Origin of the sequence: Saccharothrix saharensis (assembly GCF_006716745.1) — a bacterium.
GTDB classification, from domain to species: domain Bacteria; phylum Actinomycetota; class Actinomycetes; order Mycobacteriales; family Pseudonocardiaceae; genus Actinosynnema; species Actinosynnema saharense.
Map to the genome: position 1 here is coordinate 8,543,640 of NZ_VFPP01000001.1, position 22,897 is coordinate 8,566,536.

The 22,897-nt window shown below is 72.5% G+C and carries 21 protein-coding genes; 19 read left to right on the forward strand and 2 right to left on the reverse strand.

The genetic code is table 11. From position 1 onward, the window contains the following. Window positions 1-8: 8 nt before the first annotated feature. On the reverse strand, window positions 9-878 hold the full coding sequence (locus FHX81_RS38700; RefSeq protein WP_246108182.1) for a 3-oxoacyl-[acyl-carrier-protein] synthase III C-terminal domain-containing protein: 870 nt from the start codon (window positions 876-878) through the stop codon (window positions 9-11). 117 nt (window positions 879-995) lie between these two features. On the opposite strand from FHX81_RS38700, the gene FHX81_RS38705 reads away from it, so the two are divergent. From FHX81_RS38705 to FHX81_RS38765, 13 genes are all read left to right on the forward strand, one after another. Beyond that, a complete protein-coding gene (locus tag FHX81_RS38705) occupies window positions 996-2,138 on the forward strand; it encodes a glycosyltransferase (protein ID WP_141983395.1) in 1,143 nt (380 codons plus the stop codon). 26 nt (window positions 2,139-2,164) lie between these two features. Continuing rightward, window positions 2,165-3,112: a thioesterase domain-containing protein gene (locus tag FHX81_RS38710; RefSeq protein ID WP_170232329.1), complete on the forward strand. Its 948-nt coding sequence runs from the start codon at window positions 2,165-2,167 to the stop codon at window positions 3,110-3,112. Between the two features lie 158 nt (window positions 3,113-3,270). Continuing rightward, the gene (locus FHX81_RS38715; protein WP_141983397.1) at window positions 3,271-4,917 is read left to right on the forward strand and encodes a class I adenylate-forming enzyme family protein; all 1,647 of its coding nucleotides are present in this window, start codon (window positions 3,271-3,273) and stop codon (window positions 4,915-4,917) included. 3 nt (window positions 4,918-4,920) lie between these two features. Continuing rightward, the gene (locus tag FHX81_RS38720) at window positions 4,921-6,573 is read left to right on the forward strand and encodes a condensation domain-containing protein (protein ID WP_141983398.1); all 1,653 of its coding nucleotides are present in this window, start codon (window positions 4,921-4,923) and stop codon (window positions 6,571-6,573) included. Continuing rightward, window positions 6,570-7,943, forward strand: coding sequence for an aminotransferase-like domain-containing protein (locus FHX81_RS38725; RefSeq protein WP_342787249.1), 1,374 nt, complete (start codon window positions 6,570-6,572; stop codon window positions 7,941-7,943). Before FHX81_RS38720 ends, FHX81_RS38725 begins: the two co-directional genes overlap by 4 nt. Window positions 7,944-8,067: 124 nt before the next feature. Then, entirely contained in the window at window positions 8,068-9,450 is a 1,383-nt protein-coding gene (locus FHX81_RS38730; RefSeq protein WP_246108183.1) for a class I adenylate-forming enzyme family protein, read from the forward strand. Beyond that, on the forward strand, window positions 9,447-9,701 hold the full coding sequence (locus tag FHX81_RS38735; protein ID WP_141983400.1) for a hypothetical protein: 255 nt from the start codon (window positions 9,447-9,449) through the stop codon (window positions 9,699-9,701). Before FHX81_RS38730 ends, FHX81_RS38735 begins: the two co-directional genes overlap by 4 nt. Beyond that, a complete protein-coding gene (gene hppD, locus FHX81_RS38740; protein WP_141983401.1) occupies window positions 9,682-10,770 on the forward strand; it encodes a 4-hydroxyphenylpyruvate dioxygenase in 1,089 nt (362 codons plus the stop codon). The genes FHX81_RS38735 and hppD overlap by 20 nt, the downstream gene beginning before the upstream one ends. A gap of 13 nt (window positions 10,771-10,783) precedes the next feature. Then, window positions 10,784-11,683, forward strand: a complete 900-nt coding sequence (locus FHX81_RS38745; protein ID WP_141983402.1) for a phytanoyl-CoA dioxygenase family protein — start codon at window positions 10,784-10,786, stop codon at window positions 11,681-11,683. After that, the gene (locus FHX81_RS38750) at window positions 11,671-12,672 is read left to right on the forward strand and encodes a thiamine pyrophosphate-dependent dehydrogenase E1 component subunit alpha (RefSeq protein WP_246108184.1); all 1,002 of its coding nucleotides are present in this window, start codon (window positions 11,671-11,673) and stop codon (window positions 12,670-12,672) included. The genes FHX81_RS38745 and FHX81_RS38750 overlap by 13 nt, the downstream gene beginning before the upstream one ends. After that, window positions 12,672-13,640, forward strand: coding sequence for an alpha-ketoacid dehydrogenase subunit beta (locus FHX81_RS38755; protein WP_141983403.1), 969 nt, complete (start codon window positions 12,672-12,674; stop codon window positions 13,638-13,640). The genes FHX81_RS38750 and FHX81_RS38755 overlap by 1 nt, the downstream gene beginning before the upstream one ends. A 14-nt stretch (window positions 13,641-13,654) precedes the next feature. Continuing rightward, window positions 13,655-14,566: an alpha/beta hydrolase gene (locus tag FHX81_RS38760; RefSeq protein WP_141983404.1), complete on the forward strand. Its 912-nt coding sequence runs from the start codon at window positions 13,655-13,657 to the stop codon at window positions 14,564-14,566. Between the two features lie 117 nt (window positions 14,567-14,683). Beyond that, window positions 14,684-15,829 carry a glycosyltransferase gene (locus tag FHX81_RS38765; RefSeq protein WP_141983405.1) on the forward strand — a complete coding sequence of 382 codons (1,146 nt, stop codon included), beginning with the start codon at window positions 14,684-14,686 and terminating at the stop codon, window positions 15,827-15,829. 98 nt (window positions 15,830-15,927) lie between these two features. Here the strand turns inward: FHX81_RS38765 and FHX81_RS38770 are convergent, their stop codons facing one another. Further along, on the reverse strand, window positions 15,928-16,524 hold the full coding sequence (locus tag FHX81_RS38770) for a helix-turn-helix domain-containing protein (protein ID WP_141983406.1): 597 nt from the start codon (window positions 16,522-16,524) through the stop codon (window positions 15,928-15,930). A 21-nt stretch (window positions 16,525-16,545) separates the two neighbouring features. Here FHX81_RS38770 and FHX81_RS38775 point away from each other — a divergent pair, with 21 nt between their 5' ends. The 6 genes from FHX81_RS38775 to asnB all read left to right on the forward strand — a co-directional run bounded on the left by FHX81_RS38775 (window position 16,546) and on the right by asnB (window position 22,890). After that, window positions 16,546-17,070 (forward strand): GNAT family N-acetyltransferase, encoded by a 525-nt coding sequence (locus FHX81_RS38775; RefSeq protein WP_141983407.1) that lies wholly within the window; start codon window positions 16,546-16,548, stop codon window positions 17,068-17,070. Between the two features lie 188 nt (window positions 17,071-17,258). After that, complete coding sequence (locus FHX81_RS41020) at window positions 17,259-17,408, forward strand: hypothetical protein (protein WP_170232331.1); 150 nt, start codon at window positions 17,259-17,261, stop codon at window positions 17,406-17,408. A gap of 425 nt (window positions 17,409-17,833) precedes the next feature. Then, window positions 17,834-18,790 carry a 2,3-diaminopropionate biosynthesis protein SbnA gene (gene sbnA, locus FHX81_RS38780; RefSeq protein ID WP_246108185.1) on the forward strand — a complete coding sequence of 319 codons (957 nt, stop codon included), beginning with the start codon at window positions 17,834-17,836 and terminating at the stop codon, window positions 18,788-18,790. Between the two features lie 26 nt (window positions 18,791-18,816). Then, complete coding sequence (gene sbnB, locus FHX81_RS38785) at window positions 18,817-19,824, forward strand: 2,3-diaminopropionate biosynthesis protein SbnB (RefSeq protein ID WP_141983409.1); 1,008 nt, start codon at window positions 18,817-18,819, stop codon at window positions 19,822-19,824. A gap of 58 nt (window positions 19,825-19,882) precedes the next feature. Then, window positions 19,883-21,094 carry a phenylacetate--CoA ligase family protein gene (locus FHX81_RS38790; protein ID WP_141983410.1) on the forward strand — a complete coding sequence of 404 codons (1,212 nt, stop codon included), beginning with the start codon at window positions 19,883-19,885 and terminating at the stop codon, window positions 21,092-21,094. Between the two features lie 2 nt (window positions 21,095-21,096). Then, window positions 21,097-22,890, forward strand: coding sequence for an asparagine synthase (glutamine-hydrolyzing) (asnB, locus tag FHX81_RS38795; protein ID WP_141983411.1), 1,794 nt, complete (start codon window positions 21,097-21,099; stop codon window positions 22,888-22,890). Window positions 22,891-22,897: the final 7 nt, after the last annotated feature.

A 22,897-nucleotide genomic window follows, 5' to 3' on the forward strand; every position in this document is an offset into this window, starting at 1 on the left:
TACGGGTGTCAGTGCTGGAACACCATCGCGGAGAACGTCGCCCCGGCTCCGGCGCCGACGGTCGCGACGAGGTAGTGGTCGCCCTCGCGGAGCAGGTCCAGCTCCCGGGCGGTGCGGTAGTTGGCGAACGCGTCGGTGCAGAACAGGTGACCGTTGTCGGGCACGTTCGACAGCAATACGCGCCGCACCGGGAAGTCCATGAGCGAGCACAGGCGTTGCCAGGTCACGACGTTGACGTTGTGCGGCAGGACCAACCGGATGTCGTCCAGGACGAGTCCGGCGTCGGTGACCGCCCGGGTGATCACCTCGGCCAGCGACGGGCGGTACTGGCGCTGGAACTCGTCCTCCCGGTCGCCGAACTCGCCGTCGAACTCGCCGCGTTGCGCGCACACGAAGGACAACATCCGGTCACGCGGCCCGTTGGCGCTCACCAGGCAGGCGGACGCGCCCTCGCCGAAGAGCGACGTGCCCGGCAGCAGCCGCGCGTGCCGGGTGAACGCCTTCTCGCCCGTGAGCACCAACGCCAGCGCGTCCTCGTCCGGGTCGCCGGCGAGCAGCCGGCCGGCCAGCTCGACCGCCAGCAGCCCGCTGGCGCAGCTCTGGTGCGTGACGGTGAAGGCCAGCGCGTGACCGAGTCCCAGCCGGCGGCAGACGTCGTGCAGCGGGTTGTGCGGGTACGGCACGACGACCGGCATCGCCCGGCCGTGGATGACGTACCGGACGCGGTGCTCCCGGCCGCGCAGCTCGTCGAGTCCTTCGGCGGCGGCCCGCAACAGCTCGGCGGGAGTCCGGTCCGGGGCGAACCGGACCTGGTCGAGCCCGTGGAACCGGCGGAAGAGCCTGACCTGGATGTCGGTCAGGCCGAGCGGGTCGGCCAAGTCCTCGATGGGAACGCGAAAAGCCGGTGTGTACACCGACACCGCGTCGAGAGCGGTCACACTTCGGGATCCCACCACGTCGTTCCGGGGAACGTCAATGTGTGCCACGATGTTGCGGTGTCGCGGTTTCTGCTGGTCGTACTGCCGCTGCAAGGTCACCTCTACCCCATGCTCGCGATCGGGCAGGAGCTCGCCCGCGCGGGTCACGACGTCGTCTGGTGCGGTCCGGAGAACGTGCTGCGCCCGCTGGTCGGTCCGGATGCGACGGTGCACCCCACCGGCACCCGGGCCTACCGCCGCTACGAGGAGACGGGCATGGCCGGTGTGCGGGCGATGTGGGACGGGTACCTGATCCCGTTCACCCGCTTCACCCTCGGCCCCGTGGACGAGGCGGTGCTGGAGCACAAGCCGGACGTCGTCGTCACCGAGCAGTACGCGCTGGCCGGCGCGTTGGTGGCGCACCGCCACGGCGTGCCGTGGGCGACCCTGTGCACCGGCACGCTGGAGCTGACGCCGCCGGAGGACCTCGTCGGGTTCGACGACTACCTGGCCGGGAAGATGGCGCAGGCGGTGGCGATGGCGGGGCTGTCCGACGAACCGATCGACCCCCGGTTCTCGCCGCACCTGGTGATCGCCCTGATGACGCCCGGGCTGGTGGGTGACTCCGTGCTGCCCGACCGCTGCGTGCTCACCGGCGCGGCGCTGGGCATCCGGCCGAACGCACCCGACTTCCCCTGGCACCTCTGGGATCCGGACCGCAGGCACGTGCTGGTCACGGTCGGCACGCTGGTCGGCCACATGGTCGGCGACTTCTACGACCGGGCCGCGGCGGTGCTCGCGCCCATGGCGGACGAGGTGCAGGCCGTCTTCGTGACCTCCGGCGTGGCCGCGGAGTCCTTCCCGGACAACGCCATCACCGCCGAGCTGGTGCCGATGCTCGACCTGATGCCGAAGCTGGACGCGGTGGTGTGCCACGCCGGTGGCGCCGTCAACGAGGCGCTCACCTTCGGGGTACCGATGGTCGTCGCGCCGGTCCGGGCCGAGCAGGTGGCGCTGGCGCGGCAGGTCGCCCGGTCGGGCGCGGGCGTCGAGGTGTCCATCCTCGACGTCACGGTGGCCGAACTGGACACCGCGGTGCGGGCGGTGCTCGACGAGCCGGACTACCGGCGGCACGCCCGCCGGATCGGGGCGGAGTTCGCCGCCGCCGGTGGCGCGGCGGCCGCTGCGGCCCACCTGGTCGAGTTGGCGTCCCGCACGTGATCACGCGCGAGGGGGAGGGTGGTCCGGTGGACGGGTCCGGGGTGAAGGCGCTGCCGGCGGCCGAGGAGTTCGCGTGGGCGAGGCAGCGGCGGGCCGACATCCGCCGCGCGGGTGGTGTGCTGGACCTGGTGGCGCCGCTGCGGACGGGTGGTGCCGGTCCCGCGCTGTTCTGCGCCCCGCCGCTGGTCGGCGCGAGCTGGTGCTACCTCGCGCTGCTGCCGCACCTCCCACCCGGGCACCCGGTGTACGGCCTGCAACTGCGGGGCCTGCGCAGGCCCGAACCGCTGCCGGTCGACATGGCCGAGCTGGCGCGGGACTTCGCCGATCGGATCAGGCTCACCCAGCCGCACGGCCCGTACCACCTGTTCGGGTGGTCGATCGGCGGCAACGTGGCGCACGCGATAGCCGAGGAGCTGGAGCGGCGTGGTCACGAGGTCGGCCTTCTCGTCCTCGGCGACACGATGCCCGGCCTGCCGAACAGCCTCAGCGTGGCCGACGACAACCTGTGGCTGGTGTGCGACTTCGTGCTGCGCGAGTTCGGCTACCAGCCGGTGGTCGAGCCGGACGATCCCGACCCGGCGCGCCGGATGCTCGACGTGGTCCGCGGCCGGCCGGGGCTGGGGCTGCACGAGTGGCCGGATCGCCAACTGCTCGCCCTGCCGCACGTGATCAGGAACAACCTCGCGCTGGCACAACGGCACCGCCCCGGCCGGGTCCGCTGCCCGGTGCTGTTCCTGTCGGCCACCGAGGACGGGCGGACCACCGGGGCGAAGGTGGCCTCGTGGGACGACTGCGTGAGCGGGCCGGTCGACGTCGTCGAAGTGGACTGCCTGCACGAGCACATGCTGCTGCCGGCCCCGGTCGCGCGGATCGGCGCCGCGATCGCGGCCCGCCTCGCCGGGAACCCGAAGTCGTCCGCGCCGATCGCGGACGCGTCCGAAAGCCCGATTGCCACAGGGGAATCGCGAACCTAGTCTCGGATCACACGCCCGCGCCCGCGGTCGCCAGGTTCACGAGACCGGCGGCCGGCGCCGCAGTCCGCACAGCGCCCCACCTCACCCTGCCGATGCGGGAACCCGACTTGGTGGCGTCCGATCGGTGGTCCATTGTTCTGTCGCAAACGGGAGGTCTGATGAGTCGGGCGAACCTGCGCACCGCGCTGGCGCAGGACATGCGGGTCGGTGCGGGCAACGTGCTGCCCATGCTGCTGGAGCACGGCGCCGACCCGGACGCCCCGCGGCTGACCTTCGACGTCGACGTGGACGGCATACCCGCGTGGACGCCGCTGTCGCTGCGCGACCTGGCCGACCGGGTCGCGGCACGGGCGGACTGGTTCGCCCGCAAGGGGATCGGCCGACGCGACCCCGTCGCCGTGTTCGTCACGTCGGCGGCCGACGTGTTCCTCACCTTCTTCGCGCTCAACCACCTCGGCGCGATCCCGGCGCTGATGAACGGTTCCATGCCGGTGGAGGTCGCCGCGGAGTTCGTCCGCCGGTTGCGCGGTGTCGGCGTGGTGGTCGACGCCGACCACGCGGCGCTGCGGGACCACGAACTGGGCGTGCCGGTCCTGGGCGACGTCGCGGAGACCGGCACCGGCGATCCGGCCCAGGCGCCCCCGCCCTACCGCCACCACGCCGACGACCCCGTGGTGATCACGCACTCGTCGGGCACCACCCGGATGCCCACGCCGGTCGTCCACTCGCACCACTCCCTGTTCGCCGCGGTGCGCGCGGTGCGGCTCACCGAAGCCAGGCCGCACGGCCGGGTGCGCGAGCTGTCCGTGCTGCCGGCCGCGCACGCCGCCGGGATCATCGTGGTGAACCAGGCGCTGTGCAACGGGTACGAGCTGCTGTGCCTGTCCGGGCAGGGAGGGCCGTTCGAGCACAGCGGCGAGGTGGTCCTGGACGCCATCGAGAGGTGGCGGCCGACCGGGGTGTTCGGTTTCGCGGTCACCTGGGCGGAGCTGGCGCGGTTCGACCTGACCCGGCGCGACCTGAGCTCGGTGCGCAACTGGTCCAGCACCGGCGACTGCGCGCACGAGGCGCACATCCGCAAGCTCGTCGCGGTCGGCAGCCACCCCGTGTGGACGCCGGACGGCGTGGTCGACGTGCCGGGCTCGAAGTTCATCGACACGCTCGGCTCGACCGAGATGGGCCACGCCGCGTTCGCCATCAGCCACCGGCTCGGCAGCGACCGCTACGACCGCTGCGTCGGCAAGCCGTACCCGTTCGCGGAGGTGGCGCTGCTGGACGTGACGACCGGCGAGGAGGTGCCGGTCGGCCAGGTCGGTCAGTGCGGGCTCAAGTCGCCGACGCTCGCTCCCGGCTACTGGAACGACTCGGCCGCCACCTACCGCAACCGCCTCAACGGCTACTACCTCACCGGCGACCTGATGTACCGGGACGAGGAGGGCTACTACTACCACCTCGACCGGGCCAACGACGCGATCGACCTCGGCGACGGGAACTGGCTCTACACCGCGTTGACCGAGGAGCGCATCCTCGCGCGGTGCCCGGACGTGCGCGACTGCACGGTCCTCGCGGCCGCGCGGGACGACGGTCCGCCGGTCACCGACGTGCTGCTGGTGCTGCACGAGGGCGCCGACCCCGGGTCGGACCGGGGTGAGGAGGTCCGCGCCGCGGTCGGCGAGGCGGTGGCGCGCACCCTGCGCCGGGTCGACGTCGTGCCCGACGCGCAGCTGACGGTCGGGCCGACCGGCAAGGTCCGCAAGTTCCTCATGCGGCAACGGGTCCTGGCGGACGCGCCGAACGGGAGGTAGTTCGTGCGCTATCCGCTGTCGTTCGCGCAGGCGCACGCGCTGTCCCTGCCCGAGCTCCTGTCCCACGCGACCTGGCTGGACGGTCCGGTCGACCCCGTCGCGCTGCAACGGGCGATGGACGTCGTGGTCGCCCGGCACCCGACGCTCCGGACGAGCGTCACCGCCTCCGGTGAGCAGGTCGTCTCGGAGCGGGGTGGTGTGGTGGTCGAGCACGTCGTCCTGCCCGACGACGTCGAGCGGGCCGAGTCGACCGCCGCGGCGCTCGTCGCGCGGCCGTTCGAGCTGCACCGCGAGCCGCTGCTGAGGGCCGCGGTGATCGAGGTCCGGGCGGACCGGTTCCTGTTCGTGCTGGTGGCCCACCGGGTCATCGCCGACGCCTCCGCGCTCGGGATGCTGCTCGCCGATCTGTCCACTGCGTACCGCGAGGGGCCGGCCGCGCTTCAGCCGTCGTGGATGGATTACGGGGATTACGCCGTGTGGCAGCGCGAGCGGTTGGACGGCGAGGAGCTGGCGCGTCAACTGGAGCACTGGCGCGAGGTGTTGCGCGACGCGCCCGCGCCGGTGCGGCTCCCGGCCGGACACCCCGCCGCGCGGTCGACGGCGGTGGTCGACCCGGCCGCGGTCCGCCGGCTGTCCGATGTGGCGGACGGGATCGGGGCCACCCCGTCCGCGGCGTTCCTCGCCGCGTACGCCGTGGTGCTGTCCCGGTATGCCCGGCGGGCCGACCTCGTGGTCGGGATCCCGGTGAGCGGTCGCGTGCGGGTGGAGCTGGAGCCGATCGCGGGCCCGTTCGCCGACGTGGTCCCCGTCAGGGTGTCGTTGGAGGGCGACCCGGCGTTCGGCGACCTGCTCTTGCGAGTGCGGGACGCCGTAGCGCACGCGGTGGCGCACGACGAGGTTCCGCTGACGAAGCTCGCCGCGGAGCTCGGGGCCGACCTGTCCGGTGCGCGGTTCACCTTCGGGTCGCCGGCCGTGCCGTCGCTGGACCTCCCCGGTGTGACCGTGCGCAGCCACGTCGTCCTGACGGGTGCCGCCGAAGCCGATCTCGACCTGCGCGCGGACGGGAGCGGCACGCTGACCCTGGAGCACCGCACCGACCCGCGGTTCGCCGACTGGGTGCTGCGGTCGGTGGTGGCCGTGCTGGAGCACGCGGCTGCGGACACCGCGGTGGCGGAGCTGCCGGTGCCCGCGCCCGAGGGAGACTGGTCCGCGGGGGTCGAGTCGTCGTCGAACGGCGTGGTCGGGCCCGTCACCGCGATGACGGAGCCCGGGGTGGCCGAGGACCCGGTGCCGTCGCGGGACCGGATCGAGGAGACCATGGCCGGGATCTGGGCCGAGCTCCTGCGCACCACCGAGCCGATCGGCCGGCACGACAACCTGTTCGGCCTCGGGAGCGGGTCGTTGACCGCGGTCCGGTTCGCCGCCCGGATCGCCGACCTCTACGGCGTCACCCTGCCGATGGACCGCATCGTCACGTCCCCCACGATCGCGGCCCTGGCCGAGGTCGTGTCGGCCGAACTCGCTCCCGGCCCGCCCGACGACGCCGCTCGCGACGCCGCGCTGGCCGACCTCTCCGACGACGAGCTGGACGACCTGCTGCGCGCGGTCGTGGCCGCTCGCGACCGCCGTCGGACCACCGAGGGAGACCTTCGGTGAGCACGTCGCCGGGAACCGCGGAGCACGTCGCCGACCTGGCCGTCGGGACGTTGTTCGGCGCGTTGGAGGATCCGGCGCTCAACTCGATGAATTTCCTCAACGAAGTCGCGATCCACTATCCGGATGCGATACCGCTGGCGGCCGGCCGGCCGAGCGAGGAGTTCTTCGACCTGGCGGACGTGCACCGATATCTGCGTGAGTTCTGCCGGTATCTCGCGGACGAGCGCGGGTGCACCGAAGAACAGGTGCGGCGCACCGTATTGCAGTACGGTCGGACCAAGGGGATCATCCACGAACTGGTCGCGGAAAATCTACGGCTCGACGAGGGCATCGCGGTCGACCCGGAATCGGTGGTGGTCACCGCGGGTTGTCAGGAGGCGATGTTCCTCGTGCTGCGCGCGTTGCGCGCCGACGAGCGCGACGTCCTGCTCGCGGTGTCGCCGACGTACGTCGGGCTGACCGGCGCGGCGCGGCTCGTCGACCTGCCCGTGCGGCCGGTGCGCACCGGCGAGCACGGGATCGACCTCGACGACCTGGTCGCCGTGATCCGGCGGGAGCGCGCCGCCGGCCGCCGCCCGCGCGCCTGCTACGTGGTGCCCGACTTCGCCAACCCGTCGGGGCTGAGCCTGGACGTGGCGACCAGGCGCCGGTTGCTGGAGGTGGCCGCCGCCGAGGACGTCCTGCTGATCGAGGACAACCCCTACGGGCTGTTCCACGGCGAGTCGGACCGGATACCCACGCTCAAGGCCTTGGACGAGGCCCGACGGGTCGTCTACCTGGGCTCTTTCGCCAAATCCGTGTTGCCCGGCGCACGGGTCGGCTACGTGGTCGCGGATCAGCGGGTGGTCGCCGCCGGCGGGGTGGTCGGCCTGTTCGCGGACCAGCTTTCCAAGATCAAGAGCATGCTGACGGTGAACACGTCGCCGATCGCGCAGGCCGTCGTCGGCGGCAAGCTGCTGGCGCACGGTTGCCGCCTCACGGGGGCGACCGAACCGGAACGGCGGCTCTACGACCGGAACCTGCGGCACCTCGTGGCCGGGCTCGCGCAGCGCTTCCCGAGCGGAACGGGCGTCACCTGGACCGTGCCGACCGGTGGGTTCTTCGTCGTGGTCACCGTCCCGTTCGTGGTCGACGACGCGCTCCTGGAACGCTCCGCCCGCGACTACGGGGTGCTGTGGACACCAATGGGGCATTTCTACGACGACAGTTCGGAAGTCCGCGCGCTGCGCCTTTCCTGCAGTGTCGTTTCGGTCGACCGCATCGACCTCGCGCTCGACCGGCTGGCCGCGTTGATCAATGACCGGCCGGGTGTATCGGAAAACCTGATTCATCACGGCCGATTGGCCGATGGTGCGTCGGGTGAACCCTGACGTACGATTCGGCTCACTCGGCCGCGGTCGGTCCGGAACGTCGGCGAAACTTTTTCGAAATGATCTGCGGGACCAGGCGGGAGAACTGATGACAAAAGGCCTGGCGTCGGCCGGATCGGCACTCGTGACGAGTCCGGAATGGGTCGACGAAGTCCTGCTCCGCGGCGCGGACGACGACCGCTGCCTCTATTCGGGCGGCCCGGTCGACCGGGCCGCGCTGCGCCGGCTGGTCGCGCAACGGCAGGCGCGCCTCACGGAGGCGGGGCTGCGCGCGGGCGGGTCGCTGGCGCTGCGCCTGCCGCCTTCGGTCGCGTACGTGGCCAACCTGCTCGCCGGGTGGCGCATCGGGGCCCAGGTGAGCCTGCTCGACCACCGGCTCACCGCGTTCGAGGTCGACGCCGCGCTCGACCGGCTCGCACCGCAGGTGGTGGTCGAGCCGGGACGGATCACGAGCAGTCCGCTGAGCCCGTTCGCGGACGTGGAGGAGACCGTCACGGCCCGCCCCGGCCGTCCGGCGGGCACACCGCACGCGGTGATCCAGCTCAGCTCCGGCTCCACCGGCCCGTCCAAGGTGATCGGCCGCACGGCCGCCGACCTGGTCGCCGAGATCGAGCGGTACACGCGGATCGACGGCGTGCCGCTGCCGGGTGAGCGGATCATCGTGCTGGCCTCGATGGTGCACGTCCTGGGGCTGGTCGGCGCCCTGCTGTACGGCCTGCACGCGGGCGTGCAGGTGAGACCGCCGGAACGGCTCACCGGCGACAGCGTGCTCGACGCGGTGGCCGCCGAGGCCACCCCGGCGACCGTGCTGGGCGTGCCGTTCCACATCGGACTGCTCGCGTCCGTCGTGGACCCCCCGCGGCTGCCGCAGCTCAAGCGGATGACCACCGGTGGCGAGGCGGTGCCCGCGGCGACCGCCACCGCCTTCACCGAGAGGTACGGCGTTCCGCTGGGCAACATGTGGGGGATGACCGAGGTCGGTGTGATCGCGACCGACCTGTTCGGCGAGCACCGGCCCGCGCTCACGCCCGCGCCGGGTCTGCAGGTCGTCGAACGCGGGGGCGAGCTGTGGGTGAGCCGCCCCGAGTCGCCGTACGTCGGCTTGTCCGACCCGGACCGCTGGGCGGACGGCTGGCTGCACACCAGGGACACGGGCGCGGTCGACCCGGACACGGGTCTGGTCACCGTCAAGGGACGGCTCGACTCGCAGGTGTCGGTCGGCGGCCTCAAGGTCGACCTGACCGAGGTGGAGGCGACGCTGGCCGAGCTGCCGGGCGTGGTGGCGGCCGTCGTGCTGCACGACGACGTCATCACGGCCTACGCGCAGCTCGACGCGCCGGCCACGGCGGCGTCCGTCCAGGCGGGTCTGGCCGAACGGCTCGCCGCCTACAAGAGGCCACGCCGGGTGCACGTGCTCGACGCGATGCCCCGGACCACGACGGGGAAGCTGGTGCGCGACCGCTCGGTGCTCCGCGCGGCCGCGGCCGGGAACGGGGTGCCGAGGTGAACCAGGGCGGCACACCCGGTCGGGACGACATCCTGGCGATGCTCGCGAGCCTCGACGGCAGGCCGGCGCAGGACGTCCCCGAGCTGATCGAGTCGATGGAGCTGGCCTGGCTCGTGCACCAGGTGGAACAGCGCTACGGCGTGCGCATGGAACTCGACAGCGGCCAGTACGGCCGCATGACCACCGTCTCGGGAGCCGCTGACGTGCTCCGGGAAGTGATCGGGATGCCTGATGAACATCTCCGGGATTGACCACATCGAGCTGTACGTCGGTGACGCGAGGCAGGCGGCGTTCTACCTCTGCACGGCGTTCGGGTTCACGATCTGCGGTCAGGGCGGACCCGAGACCGGGCTGGAGGGCGTGCGCTCGTTGCTGCTGCGGCAGGGCGACATCCAGGTCGTCCTGACCACCGGCCTGGTCCCCGACCACCCCGCGACCGAGTACGTGCGCAAGCACGGCGACGGCGTGGCGGTCGTGGGTATCGGCGTGGACGACGTCGAAGCCGCCTACCGAGGCCTCACCGAGCGCGGAGCCGTGCCGGTGTCGCCGCCGCGCGAGTACGCGTCCGGGGGACCGGCCGGGCGCGACCAGCGGGTCGTCGTGGCCGAGGTGTCCGGCTTCTCCGACGTGACGCACCGGCTGGTCGAGCGCCACGGCTCGCCGAAGGAGTTCCTGCCCGGCGCGATCGAGGTGACCGACCCCGAGCCGCACACCGACGACAAGCTGCTGCGCACGATCGACCACCTGGCGATCTGCGTGCCCGCGGGCGCTCTTGCCCCGACCGCCCAGTACTACGTGGACGTGTTCGGGTTCACGCAGATCTTCGAGGAGTACGTCGAGGTCGGCGGTCAGGGCATGGACTCCAAGGTGGTGCAGAGCCCGTCCGGGCACGTCACCTTCACGCTGATCGAGCCGGACCCGCGGCGGCAGCCCGGTCAGATCGACAACTTCCTGACCTGGCACGCGGGCGCGGGCGTCCAGCACGTCGCTTTCGGCACCGACGACATCGTCAAGGCGGTGAGCACGTTCGGCGACAGGGGAGTGCGGTTCCTGGGCACGCCGAGCACCTACTACGACGCGCTCGAGGAGCGGGTCGGCCACCTGGACGAGCCGGTGGACGAACTGCGCCGGCTCGGCGTGCTGGTCGACCGGGACCACTGGGGCCGGCTGCTGCAGATCTTCACCGAGTCGATGCACGTGCGCCGGACGCTCTTCCTGGAGATCATCGAGCGGCGGGGCGCGTTGACCTTCGGCAGCGGGAACATCAAGGCGCTGTACGAGGCGAAGCGGGGCGAACTGTCCGGCACGACGGCCGGCTGAAGGGGAGACCACGGTGAACGAGTTCACGCTGACCGAGCAGGAGCGCGCCCTGCTCCCGACCGACGACGAGGTCCGGTTCTACGCCGAGCACGGCTGGTACCTGTCGAAGAAGCTGTTCTCCGACGACGAGGTCGACGAGCTGGCCGCGGCGGTGGACCGGTACTACACGGGTGAGCGGAGCCGCAGGCTGCCGACCCGGCCGCCCCGGTTGGCCTACTGGACGCCCGAGCACGGCGACGTCCAGCGCCACAACGACTACGTGCACTACGAGAGCGACGCGATCGCCAAGGCGCTGCTCAAGCCGCTGATCGGCGCGGTGGCCGCACGGCTGGCGGAGGCCGACGAGATCCGGGTGTTCCAGTCGACCCTGATCTACAAGCCGCCGATCGCCGAGGAGCCGTCGAACGTCGTGCCCTGGCACTTCGACAAGCACTACTGGTCGTCGTCCTCCTCGGACCGGATGCTCACCGCGTTCATCCCGTTCCACGACTGCGACGAGGAACTGGGCACGATCACCATGGTCGACGGCAGTCACCGCTGGGAGGAGGTCGGCTCGGACGACAGCGCCACCAAGCACTTCGCCGAACGGGACCGCGACCACCTGGAGAACCTGCTCACGGCCAACGCCGAGCACAACGGCACCACGGTCACCAAGATCCCGATGGTCATCCCCAAGGGGCACATGAGCTTCCACCACTGCCGGACCTACCACGGCAGCGGGCCCAACCGCTCCACCCGGCCGCGCCAGGCCATCTCGCTGCACCTGCAGGACGGCGACAACGCCTACCGCGAGTTCCCCCTGTCCGACGGCGGCCTGGCCTTCTACAACCACGACTCGCTCGTGCGGCGCACCCCCGACGGCAGGCCGGACTACGCCGACCCGGAGTTCTGCCCGCCCGTGTGGCGGTCCTGATCACCGTGGTGGCGCACCCCCCGGACTCCGACGTCGGCCTGTACCGCGCGGTGCGGCTGATCCGCCGGTTCGAGGAGCGGGCGGTCGACCTCGTCCGCTCCGGCGACATCATCGGCGGCATCCACCCGTACACGGGCCAGGAGGCCATCGCCGCCGGTGTGTGCGCGGCGCTGCGCGTGGACGACACGATCACCAGCACCCACCGCGGGCACGGGCACGTGCTCGCCAAGGGCGCCGATCCCGCCCGGGTGCTCGCCGAGCTGGCCGGTCGCGCCACCGGCCTGAACCGTGGGCGTGGCGGGTCGATGCACGCCGCGGACTTCGCGTTGGGCATCCTGGGCGCGAACGCGATCGTCGGCGCGAACGGCGCGATCACGGCGGGCGCGGCCTGGGCCGCCCGGCAGGAGGGGAGCGACCGGGTCGCGGTGAGCTTCTTCGGTGACGGCGCGGTCAACCAGGGCGTGCTGCTGGAAGCCATGAACCTGGCCGCCCTGTGGCGGCTGCCGGTGCTGTTCGTCTGCGAGAACAACGGTTACGCCACCACCCTGACCGTGTCGGACGCCGTCGCGGGCACGATCACCGGGCGTGGCGCGGCGTTCGGGATGCCGTCGGCGACGGTGGACGGGATGGACCCGCGGACGGTGCTCGACGCGGCGCGGGAGGCGGTGGACCGCGCCCGCGCGGGCGACGGGCCGTCGTTGATCGAGTGCCTGACCTACCGGTTCGACGCCCACCACACGTGGGAGCACAAGGCCCGGGTCCGCTACCGCGAGGACGACGAGGTCCGAAGTGGACGGCAGAGGGATCCGGTGGAGATCCAGGGCGCGCGCTTGGACGACGGTGAGCGGGCACGGGTCGACGCCGAAGTGCAGTCCGTCGTGGACGCCGCGGTAGCGTTCGCGCTCGACAGCCCGCACCCCGACCCGGTCGGCGCGCTCGACCACCTGTACGCCACGGGGATGCGGGCCCGTCCGGGCGGTGGTGGGTGATGCCGTGGCTGTCCTACCACAAGGCGCTCAACCGCGCGCTGGGCGACGAGCTGGCCCGTGACCCGGCGGTGTTCGTGCTGGGCGAGGACGTGCGGGTCGCGGTCTCCAACGTCACCGCCGGCCTGCTCAAGCGGTTCGGACCGGACCGGGTGCTGGACACGCCGCTGTCGGAGCAGGCGTTCACCAGCTTCGCCACCGGCGCGGCGATGAGCGGCCGGCGGCCGGTGATCGAGTTCCAGATCCCGGCGCTGCTGTACCTGGCGTTCGAGCAGATCGTCAACCAGGCGCACAAGTTCTCGCTGATGACCGGTGGCCAGACCCGCGTGCCCGTGACGTACCTGGTGCCCGGCTCCGGGTCGAAGACCGGCTGGGCCGGGCAGCACTCCGACCACCCGTACGCCCTGTTCGCCCACGCCGGGGTGAAGACGGTGGTGCCGGCCACCCCCGAAGACGCCTACGGCCTGCTGACCACGGCGATCCGGGACGACGACCCGGTGGTGGTGTTCGCACCGGCGGGGGCGCTCGGCGTCCGGGCGGACCTCGATCACGAGGGTCTGGCGCCGGTGCCGCTCGGCGTCGGCCGGGTCCACCGCGAGGGCGAGGACGTCACCGTCGTGGCGGTCGGGCACCTCGTGCACGACGCGCTGGCGGTGGCCGAGGAGTTGGCCGGTGAGGTGTCGGTCGAGGTGTTCGACCCGCGCACGGTGTACCCCTTCGACTGGGACGGCTTGGCCGCCTCGCTGGCCAAGACCGGTCGGCTGGTCGTGGTCGACGACTCCAACCGCATGTGCGGCATCGCGGCCGAGGTCGTCGCCACCGCGGCCGAGCGGTGCGACCTGGCCGTGCCGCCCGCCAGGGTGACCAGGCCGGACGGCGCCGTGGTGCCGTTCGCCCTCGGGCTCGACCTCGCCGTGCAACCCGACCGGGCCCAGTTGACCGCCGCGATCCGGAAGGTGCTCAAGCAGTGACGACGGAAGCCCGCATGCCACTGGACCCGCGGGTGCGCGGGAGCGCGGCCGACCCGCCGCTCTACACCCTCTCGGTCGAGGAGGCGCGGGCCGCGGACCTCGCCGCGATCCGGGCGGCGGCGGGTGCGGGCGAGCCGGTGCGCCACGTCACCGACCGGCACCTCCCCGGACCGGGTGGCGACCTGCCGATCCGGGTCTACCGCCCGGTGGACGCGACCGGGGCCCTGCCCACCGTCGTCTACTTCTTCGGCGGCGGTTGGGCGCTGGGCAGCATCGAGACCTCCGACGAGATCTGCCGCGCCCTGGCGAACGCGGTGCCGTGCCAGGTGATCACCGTCGGCTACCGGCTGGCGCCCGAGCACAAGTTCCCCGCCGCGGTGGACGACTGCCGCGCGGCCGTCGCGTGGATCGCCGCGCACGCGGCGGACCTCGGTGTCGACCCTGCCCGCCTCGCCGTGGCGGGCGACAGCGCCGGCGGCAACCTCGCGGCCGCCGTGACCCTCGACCGCGGCGGGCCCCCACTGGCCGCCCAGGTGCTGGTCTACCCCAACACCGACCACCGCGGCGACACCGCGTCCATGCGCGACAACGACGACCCCGCCGCGTTCAACCGCCGATCCGTCGCCTGGTACTGGGGCCACTACCTGGCGCACCCGGACGACGGCCGCGACCCCCGGGCGTCACCGCTGCTCGCCGAGGACCTGACCGGGCTGCCGCCGGCGCTCGTCATCACCGCCGAGCACGACCCGTTGCGCGACGAGGGCGAGCAGTACGCCGAACGGCTGCGTGACGCCGGCGTGCCCGTGGTCGCGACCCGTTATCCCGGGACGGCGCACGGCTTCTTCGCCATGTCGGGCGTGGTGGCCGCGGCCCGTGAGGCGCGGGCCGAGGTCGTGGGGTTCCTGCGCACCCACCTCGCGCGGTGAAGCCCACCTCGGTGACGGTGCGTGCGAGATGGCTCGCCGCGCGAATTCCCCTTGCCCGCAAAAGGGTTCGTCGGCGCGCACGGTCGTTCGGGGCGACCGGAGCACTAGGCTGATCACGTGCGCATCCTCTTCTCCAGCCTCGGCTTGTACGGGCACACGTTCCCCCTGCTACCGCTCGCCGTCGCCGCGCGGGAGCTCGGCCACGACGTCGACTACTTCACCGGCAAGCTCTTCGCCGACGTCCTGGCCGCGCACGGCATCGGGCACGTCGAGGGCGGCATGTCGCCGCGCAAGGCGTTCGAGTCCGCCATCGCGGACACCACGCCCCGGACGCCGAGCGACGTCGCCGTCGAACGGGTCGCGTTCACGTTCGCCTCGGTGCTGCCACGCGCCTTCGCCACCGGGCTCGCGCCGGTCCTCGCCGAGCGCGAGCCCGACCTGGTCGTGCACGAGTTCGGCAACCCGGGCGCGGGTCTGGCCGCGAAGGTCGCGGGCGTGCCCGCGCTGTGCCACTCGTACGGGCGGATGTGGCAGGAGCCCGACTTCGCCGAACCCGCGCGCGACTACCTCACCGCCCTCGGCGCGGAGCTGGGTGTCGAGGTGCCCCGGACGGACTCCATGGCGCTGGGCCACCCGTACCTCGACATCTGCCCGCCTTCGGTGCAGAACCCGGCGTTCCTGGCCTCGTCGGCGCACCGCATCCCGTTGCGGCCGGTGGCGTTCGCCGCACCGGGCGAGCTGCCGACGTGGGTCGTGGAGCACCGGGAGCCGTTGGTGTACCTGACGTTGGGGACGGCGTTCAGCGAGGCGGCGTTGTTGCGGACCGCCATCGACGGGCTGGCGGTGCTGGGCGCGAGGGTGCTCGTGTCCGCCGGGCGGAAGGTCGACCCGGCGGTGCTGAGCGACCTGCCGGACAACGTCGTGGTGCTGCCGTGGCTGCGCCAGGGCGACCTGCTGCCCCACGCCGACCTCGTGGTCCACCACGGCGGCGCGGGCACCACGATGGGCACGTTCGGCGCGGGCGTGCCGCACCTCGTCCTGCCGCAGGCCGCCGACCAGTTCAACAACGCCGAGGTGGTGACCGAGGCCGGGCTGGGCGACCACCTGCTGCCCGAGGACGTGACCGCCGAGGCGATCACGACCAAGGCGCGGCGGCTGCTGACCGACGAGGCCGTGCGCGACGCGGCCCGCGCGATGGCCGCCGAGGTGGCCGCGATGCCGTCACCGCACGACGTGGCCCGCACCCTGCCGGACTACGCCTGACCGACCGGCCGCGCCCGGGCGGCACCGCTTCGACCGGTCCGTCCCGTCGACCGTGCCGCGGTCCGGAACACCATCGGCACACCGTTCCCACCGTCAGGTCAGGGCAGAACCATCGCCAGCACGTAGCGGGCTGGTGCGGGTCCCGGACAGCGCCACCGGGAGTTGCCCCAGAGCCGGAAGCGCAGGCAGTCGCCGGCCTGCGCTTCGTGCACCGTGCCGTCGACGGTGAGTTCCACCGCGCCTTCCAGGATCCAGGCGTGGTGCTCCAGGCCCGGCACGGGGGAGCCCTCGTAGGCGATGTCCGCACCGGGGCGCAGGGTCACCTCGATGACTTCGCCGCGCAGCCCGGCCGAGGGCGGCGACACGGACCTGCGGGTGATCCCGGCGTCCTCGTCCCGCCACACGGCCTGCCGGTCGGCGCGCACCAGCGGTGACGCCGCCGGTTCCACCTCGGCCAGCAACCGCGACATCGTCAGCTCGTAGGTCGCGCACAGCTTGGCCAGCAGTGCCGTGGTGGGGCTGATCTCGGCGCGTTCGAGCCGGGACAGCGTCGACCGGCTGACACCCGCCCGGTGGGCCAGCTCGTCCAGCGACCACGCCCGTTCGGTGCGCAGCTCGGCGAGCCGGGCGGCCAGGCGCAGCTCCAGCGGGTCGCCGTGGTCGCCGTGGTCGGCGCCACCTTCAAGGTGTCCCATATCAGGGATAGTATCCCGAATATGGGACACCAGGACCCGCTGCGGGGCCCGTCAGCCGGGCTCGTGCTGACGATCGAACCCGACGACCTCACCCGCCGGCCGGTCCGGGACCTGATCACCGAGCACCTCGCCGACATGTACGCGACCTCGCCCGCCGAGGGCGTGCACGCCCTGGACCACGTGGAACTGCGCGAACCGGGGGTGTCGTTCTGGACGGCGTGGAGCGAGGGCGTGCTGCTCGGGTGTGGCGCGTTGAAGGAACTGTCCCCGGTCGAGGGCGAGGTCAAGGCGATGCGGACCCGGCCGGAGGCCCGTGGCCGCGGCGTGGCCGCGCGCCTGCTGGCGTTCCTGGTCGAGCAGGCCCGCGGACGCGGCTACCGCAGGCTCAACCTGGAGACCGGCACCCAGGACTTCTTCGCCCCGGCCCGCCGCCTCTACGCCCGCCACGGCTTCGTGCCGTGCCCACCGTTCGCCGACTACCGCCCGGACCCGACGAGCGAGTTCATGACGCTCGACCTCACCACCTCCCCGTCCGCGCAAGCCTGACACCGGCGCGGAGGTGAACGCCCTGCGTGCCCGTCGGTGACCTGCTCGGGTTCGGGACGCGGCACTCGACCTGGTCCACCGTTCCGCCGACGGCGAGGTCGAGGCGGTCGTCGCGGCCCGCCCGCCGGCGTCGACCTCACCGCCGGCCGCCCGTTCAGGAGCGGTCGCGCGCCGAACACCGTGACGTGGTGGCCGAGGTGGTGCGCCGCCACCACCCGGAGGCGGTCGTCCTCGTCGGCATCGCGGTCGGCCACGCCAGGCCCGCGGCGGACCTCCCGCACGGCGGCTGCACCACCGTCGGCGGCGTCGGACGCCGGGTTCTCGCCGACTGCGCCTGACGGGCCGGTCGGGATCGGCTCCGCCGTTTCCAGGTCACCGCGGCGAACGTGATGAGCGCGGCGATCCCCGCGGCCACGAGCGGCCGGGCCGCGACCTCGCCGGGGTTCGACAGCGCCAGACCGACGACCACCGCGATGGTGTCCACCACGGCCGGCGCGCGCACCCACACCCGGAACCGTGGCGCTGGAGCAGCCGGCTCGGCCGATCGCCGTAACAAACCGCTTGACAGGTTTAGTGACCACGCGATGAATCTGCTCTGAACAGGCATGACACCTGGTTCTTGCGTCAAAACAAACCGCTTGATAGGTTTGTTTCCAGTAGTCCTGGTGGCTCGCCACCGAGGACGGATGCGGTCCTCCCGTGCGGGTTCGGGACCGGAACCCGTGGAGACGGAGAAGTGATGATCTTCCGACAACCACACGAGATGGTCACTGACGACGTGTTCCTCGACCTGGAGGGGTTGGTCGGTGGAAGCGACGTGTTCCTCAAGCTGGAAGGGATGAACCCCGCCGGCTCCATCAAGCTCAAACCGGCCGTCGCGATGGTCGAGGACGCCGAACGCCGCGGCGTGCTGTGGCCGGGCGGCCGGATGATCGAGTCCTCGTCCGGCAGCCTCGGCATCGCGCTGGCGATGATCGCGGCGAGCAAGGGCTACTCGTTCACGTGCGTGGTCGACCCCAACGTCTCCCCGCAGAGCCTGGACGTCATCCGGGCGCTCGGCGCGGAGGTCGTCCGGGTGGACCGGCGCGACGCCAACGGCGGCTACCTCGGCACGCGCATCGCGGCCGTGCGGGAACGGCTCGACCGGGACCCGGAACTGGTGTGGCTCAACCAGTACGCCAACCCCGCCAACCCGCACGCCCACGCCACCGGCACCGCGACCTCGATCCTGCGCGAGATCGGTCGGGTCGACTACCTGTTCGTCGGCGCCGGCACGACCGGCACGCTCATGGGTTGCGTGCGCCACTTCCGGACGTTCTCCCCGTCGACGCGCATCGTGGCGGTCGACTCGGTCGGCTCGGTGACGTTCGACGCGCCGCCCGGGCCGCGGTACATCCCCGGCCTCGGCGCCAGTCGCAAACCGGAGATCCTGCGCCCGGGCTCGGTGGACACCGTCGTGCTGGTGTCCGAAGTGGACGCCGTGCGGACCTGTCGCCACCTGGCCGGCCGGTACGGGCTGCTGGCCGGCGGCTCGACGGGTTCGATCGTCGCGGCGGTCATGCAGACCGACGTACCGCCGGGCTCGCGCGTGGTGGCCCTGTCCCCGGACCTGGGCGACCGCTACGTGCAGACCGTCTACAACGACGACTGGGCCGCCGCCACCTACGGCCCCGACGCCCTGTTGCCGCTCGTGCCCGGTGTGGACCGGGTTGCCGTCTGACCACCACACTCCCCGAAGGACGACCCGTGTTCGACTTCGACCTCGTGCGCGGACCGGTGATCCGCGCCCTCATCGCCGAAGACCGCCGGGCGATCGCCGACGTCGTGCGCTCCGCCTACCTCGAGCACCACGCCGGCCTCTCGGTCAACCCGCGCAGCTACTTCCTGCGCTTCCCCGACAAGCCCTCCGCGCGGATCATCGCCCTGCCCGCCTACCTCGGCGGCGAGCACGACGTCGCGGGCATCAAGTGGATCGGCAGCTTCCCGGAGAACATCGAGCGCAACGTGCCGCGCGCGTCGGCCGTGCTCGTCCTCAACGACTACGCCACCGGCTACCCGTTCGCGTTGCTGGAGGCGTCGCAGATCAGTGCCGCGCGCACCGCGGCGTCCGCCGTGCTGGGCGCGGAGCAGCTCACCGGTGGCCAGGTCGCCGACCGGGTGCTGATCGTCGGTGCGGGCGTCCTGGCGCGCACCACCGCCGACTTCTTCGCCGCCGGCGGCTGGAAGTTCGGCGACGTCGCCGTCCACGACAAGGTCCCCGGCCACGCCGCGGCGCTGGCCGGTCACGTCGAGCGGCTGGGCTACCCGGCGCGGGTCGCGCCCGACGTCCGAGCGGAGCTGCGCACCGCCGACCTGGTCGTGTTCCTGACCACGGCCGCCGAGCCGTGGGTCGTCGAGCCGGGCTCGCTGCGGCCCGGCCAGGTCGTGCTCAACATCTCGCTGCGGGACATCGGCCCGGAGCTCATCGCCGAGGCGCACAACGTGGTCGACGACGTGGACCACTGCCTCAACGCCGGCACCTCGCCGCACCTGGCCCAGCAGCGCTACGGCCACACGGACTTCATCGACGGCACGCTCGCCCAGCTCCTCACCGGCGAGATCACCCTCGGCGCGGACAAGCCGCGGATCTTCTCGCCCTTCGGGCTCGGCGTGCTCGACCTCGCCGTCGGCAGGCACCTGCACCGCGCCGCCGTCGACCGCGGTCTGGCCGACGCCGTCCCGGAGTTCTTCGGCGAAACCGAACGGTGGTCCTGAGCAGCCCTCCCGAGCGGAAAGGCTCCCCGTGTTACCGACAACGCTGATCCACCATGAGGTGCCCGTCCGGGCGCCGCGCAACCTGGTCGAGCGCTACGCGCTCCGCTTCCCCTGGTACGGCCGCCTGCTCGACTCGCTGGGCGTGCGCCACAGCGACCGGCTCGCCGACCTGCCGCTGATGGACCAGGCCACCCTGGAGCACCACTACTACTCGTCCGACGACCAACCGCCCGGCACGCACGCGTTCTTCACCTCCGGCACGTCCGGCGGCAGGCGCAAGCGGATCCTCTACGGCGTCGAGGACGAGAACGCCTACGTCGCGCAACGGCGCGCGTTGTTCGAGCGGTTCACCCGCGGCATCCCGGCGGGCTCGACGGCCGTGGCGGACCTGGGCACCGGTCACGCCGCCGCCTCCGCCCGCCGGATCTTCGAGGAGATGGGCTTCACCGCGCACGACATCGACTTCCGCGCGCCGCTGCCCGAGCACGTCGCCAAGCTCAACCGGTGGCAGCCGGACGTGCTGTTCACCATGCCGATGATCCTCGACCGGCTGGTGCGCTCGCCCGAACCGCTGCGGATCAGCCCACGCAGGATCATGGTCGTCGGCGACCTGGCGCCGGCGGCGTGGCGGGCCAACGCGGCCCGGCACTTCGGGTTGCGCCCCGAGGACGTGATGGACGTCTTCGGCAGCATCGAGATCGGCGCCATCGCCCACACGGACCCGGAAACCGGCCTCTACCACTTCCACGACCACATCATCGCGGAGGTCGTGCCGCCGCACGTGCTGCTGCCCGACCTCCCCGAACGGGACCTGCCGCCGGGCGACGGGGTGCTGCTGCTGACCTCGCTGACCCGGCCGAACTTCCCGGCGCTGCGCTACGTCACCGGCGACCTCGTCTCGGGCCTGCGGGTGATCGAGCACCGCGGCCGCCCGGTGACCGCGTTCGACCGGGTCGAGGGCAGGCTGACCGGCGACTTCAAGCACGGTGAGCGGGTCAGCAGCCACGACCTGTGCGAGGCCGCGGCTTTGGTGTTCCCCGGCCGGGCGTTCGAGGTCGTCGACGACGGCGGGCTGCGCGTCCGCGTGGTCGCCGACCACGTCACCCCCGAGCAGGTGCGCGCCTTCCGCGCCGCGGTCGACGCCGCCGCGCCCGACGTCGCGACCATGGTCGCGTCCGGCCTCGTGCGCCCGATCGAGGTCGAGGCCATCCGCGCCGAGGCCATGCGGTCCGGGGGTGCCAAGCGCCGCTTCCACCTCAAGGAGTCCTGACCATGTGCGGCATCGCGGGCACCACCGCGTTCGGGCGGTCCGCACCGGACCGGGAGTTCGTCGCCGCGGCCTGCGCGGCCATGCGCCACCGCGGGCCCGACGAGGACGGCACCCACCACGGCGCCGACGTCTCGCTCGGCATGTGCCGGCTGAAGGTCATCGGCCTGGTAGGCGGCTCGCAACCCGCCTACGGCGCGGACGAGCGGGTCGTGTGCGTCGTCAACGGCGAGATCTACAACCACCGGGCGCTGCGCGAGCTCCTGGCTCGCCGCGGCAGGCACGTGCGCGGCACGAGCGACGTCCACGTCATCCCCGCCCTGTACGAGGAGTTCGGGGACGCGTTCGTCGAGCACCTGCACGGCATGTTCGCCATCGCCCTGCACGACGGCCGCCGGCGGCGGCTGCTGCTGGTCACCGACCGGGTCGGCAAGAAGCCGCTGTTCCACGCGCGGCCCGCGCCCGACACCGTCGCCTTCGCCTCCGAGCTGGCCGCGGTCCTGGAGCACAGCGGGATCGACCGCGAGATCGACCCGGTGGCGGTCGACCAGTACCTGTCCTACCGGGTGGTGCACTCACCCCGCACGATCTACCGCGGCGTGCGCAAGGTGCCGCCGGCGACGGTCCTGGTTTTCGAGGCCGACGGCTCGACGCACGAGCGGCGGTACTGGTCCTTCCCGTACACCGGTGAGCTGGCCGACGTCGACGAGGACGAGGCCGTCGACCGGCTCGACGCCCTGCTCCGGCAGGCCGTGGCCGACCGGCTGGAGTCCGAGGTGCCGCTGGGCGCGATGCTCAGCGGCGGGCTGGACTCGAGCCTCGTGGTCGCGGTGGCCCGCCGCCTGCTCGGCCGGGAGCTGCACACGTTCTCCGTCGGCTTCGACCACCCGGCCTTCGACGAGTCGGCCGCCGCCGCGTTCGTCGCCGCGCACTTCGGCACCGTGCACCACACCCGGCGGCTCACCGCGGCCGACGCCCGGCGCACCGCCGACACGATCCTGCGGCACGTGGGGGAGCCGTTCGCGTTCCCCTCCGCCATCGCCTCGCACGCGATGTACGAGCTGGCGGCCCGGCAGGTCACGGTGGTGCTCACCGGCGACGGCTCGGACGAGGTGTTCGCGGGCTACAACCGGTACAAGCGCTTCCTCGCCGCACCCGGCGGCGACCTCGCCGACCGCTACGAATCGGTCCTGGTCGACGGCGTGCCCACCCACCTGAAGAAGGTGCTGTACGGCCGCGGCCTGCTCGACCACCTGCCCGACTTCCCGGTCAACCACCTGCGGGAGCAGTTCGCGCGCACCCACCCGCGGGCGGAGGACCTGGACCGCGTCATGCACGTCGACTCCGGCGCGTGGCTGCTCGACGCCCAGCTGGTGAAGATCGACCGGATGTCCATGGCGCACTCGGTCGAGCCGCGCAGCCCGCTGCTCGACCACCGCCTGATCGACGTCGCGGCCCGCATCCCGGCCTCCCGGAAGCTGGTGGGCGGCAACGAGAAGGCGTTGCTGAAGAAGGTCGCCGCCCGGTACCTGCCCGACGAGGTGGTCAACCGGCGCAAGCAGGAGCTCGCCGTGCCGCTGGAGCGCTGGCTGGGCACCGAGCTGCGCGCCGACATCCAGTCGACCCTCCTCGCCGACAGCTCCCTGGACCGCGGCTACTTCAACCCCGACGCGCTGCGGGCGCTCGCCCTGGAGTTCCGCCCCGAGCACAGCTACGCGCTCTGGACGCTCCACATGCTCGAACGCTGGCACCGCCTGCACGTCGACCGCACCGATCTCGCACTGGAACCGGCTCACTGAGATTGAG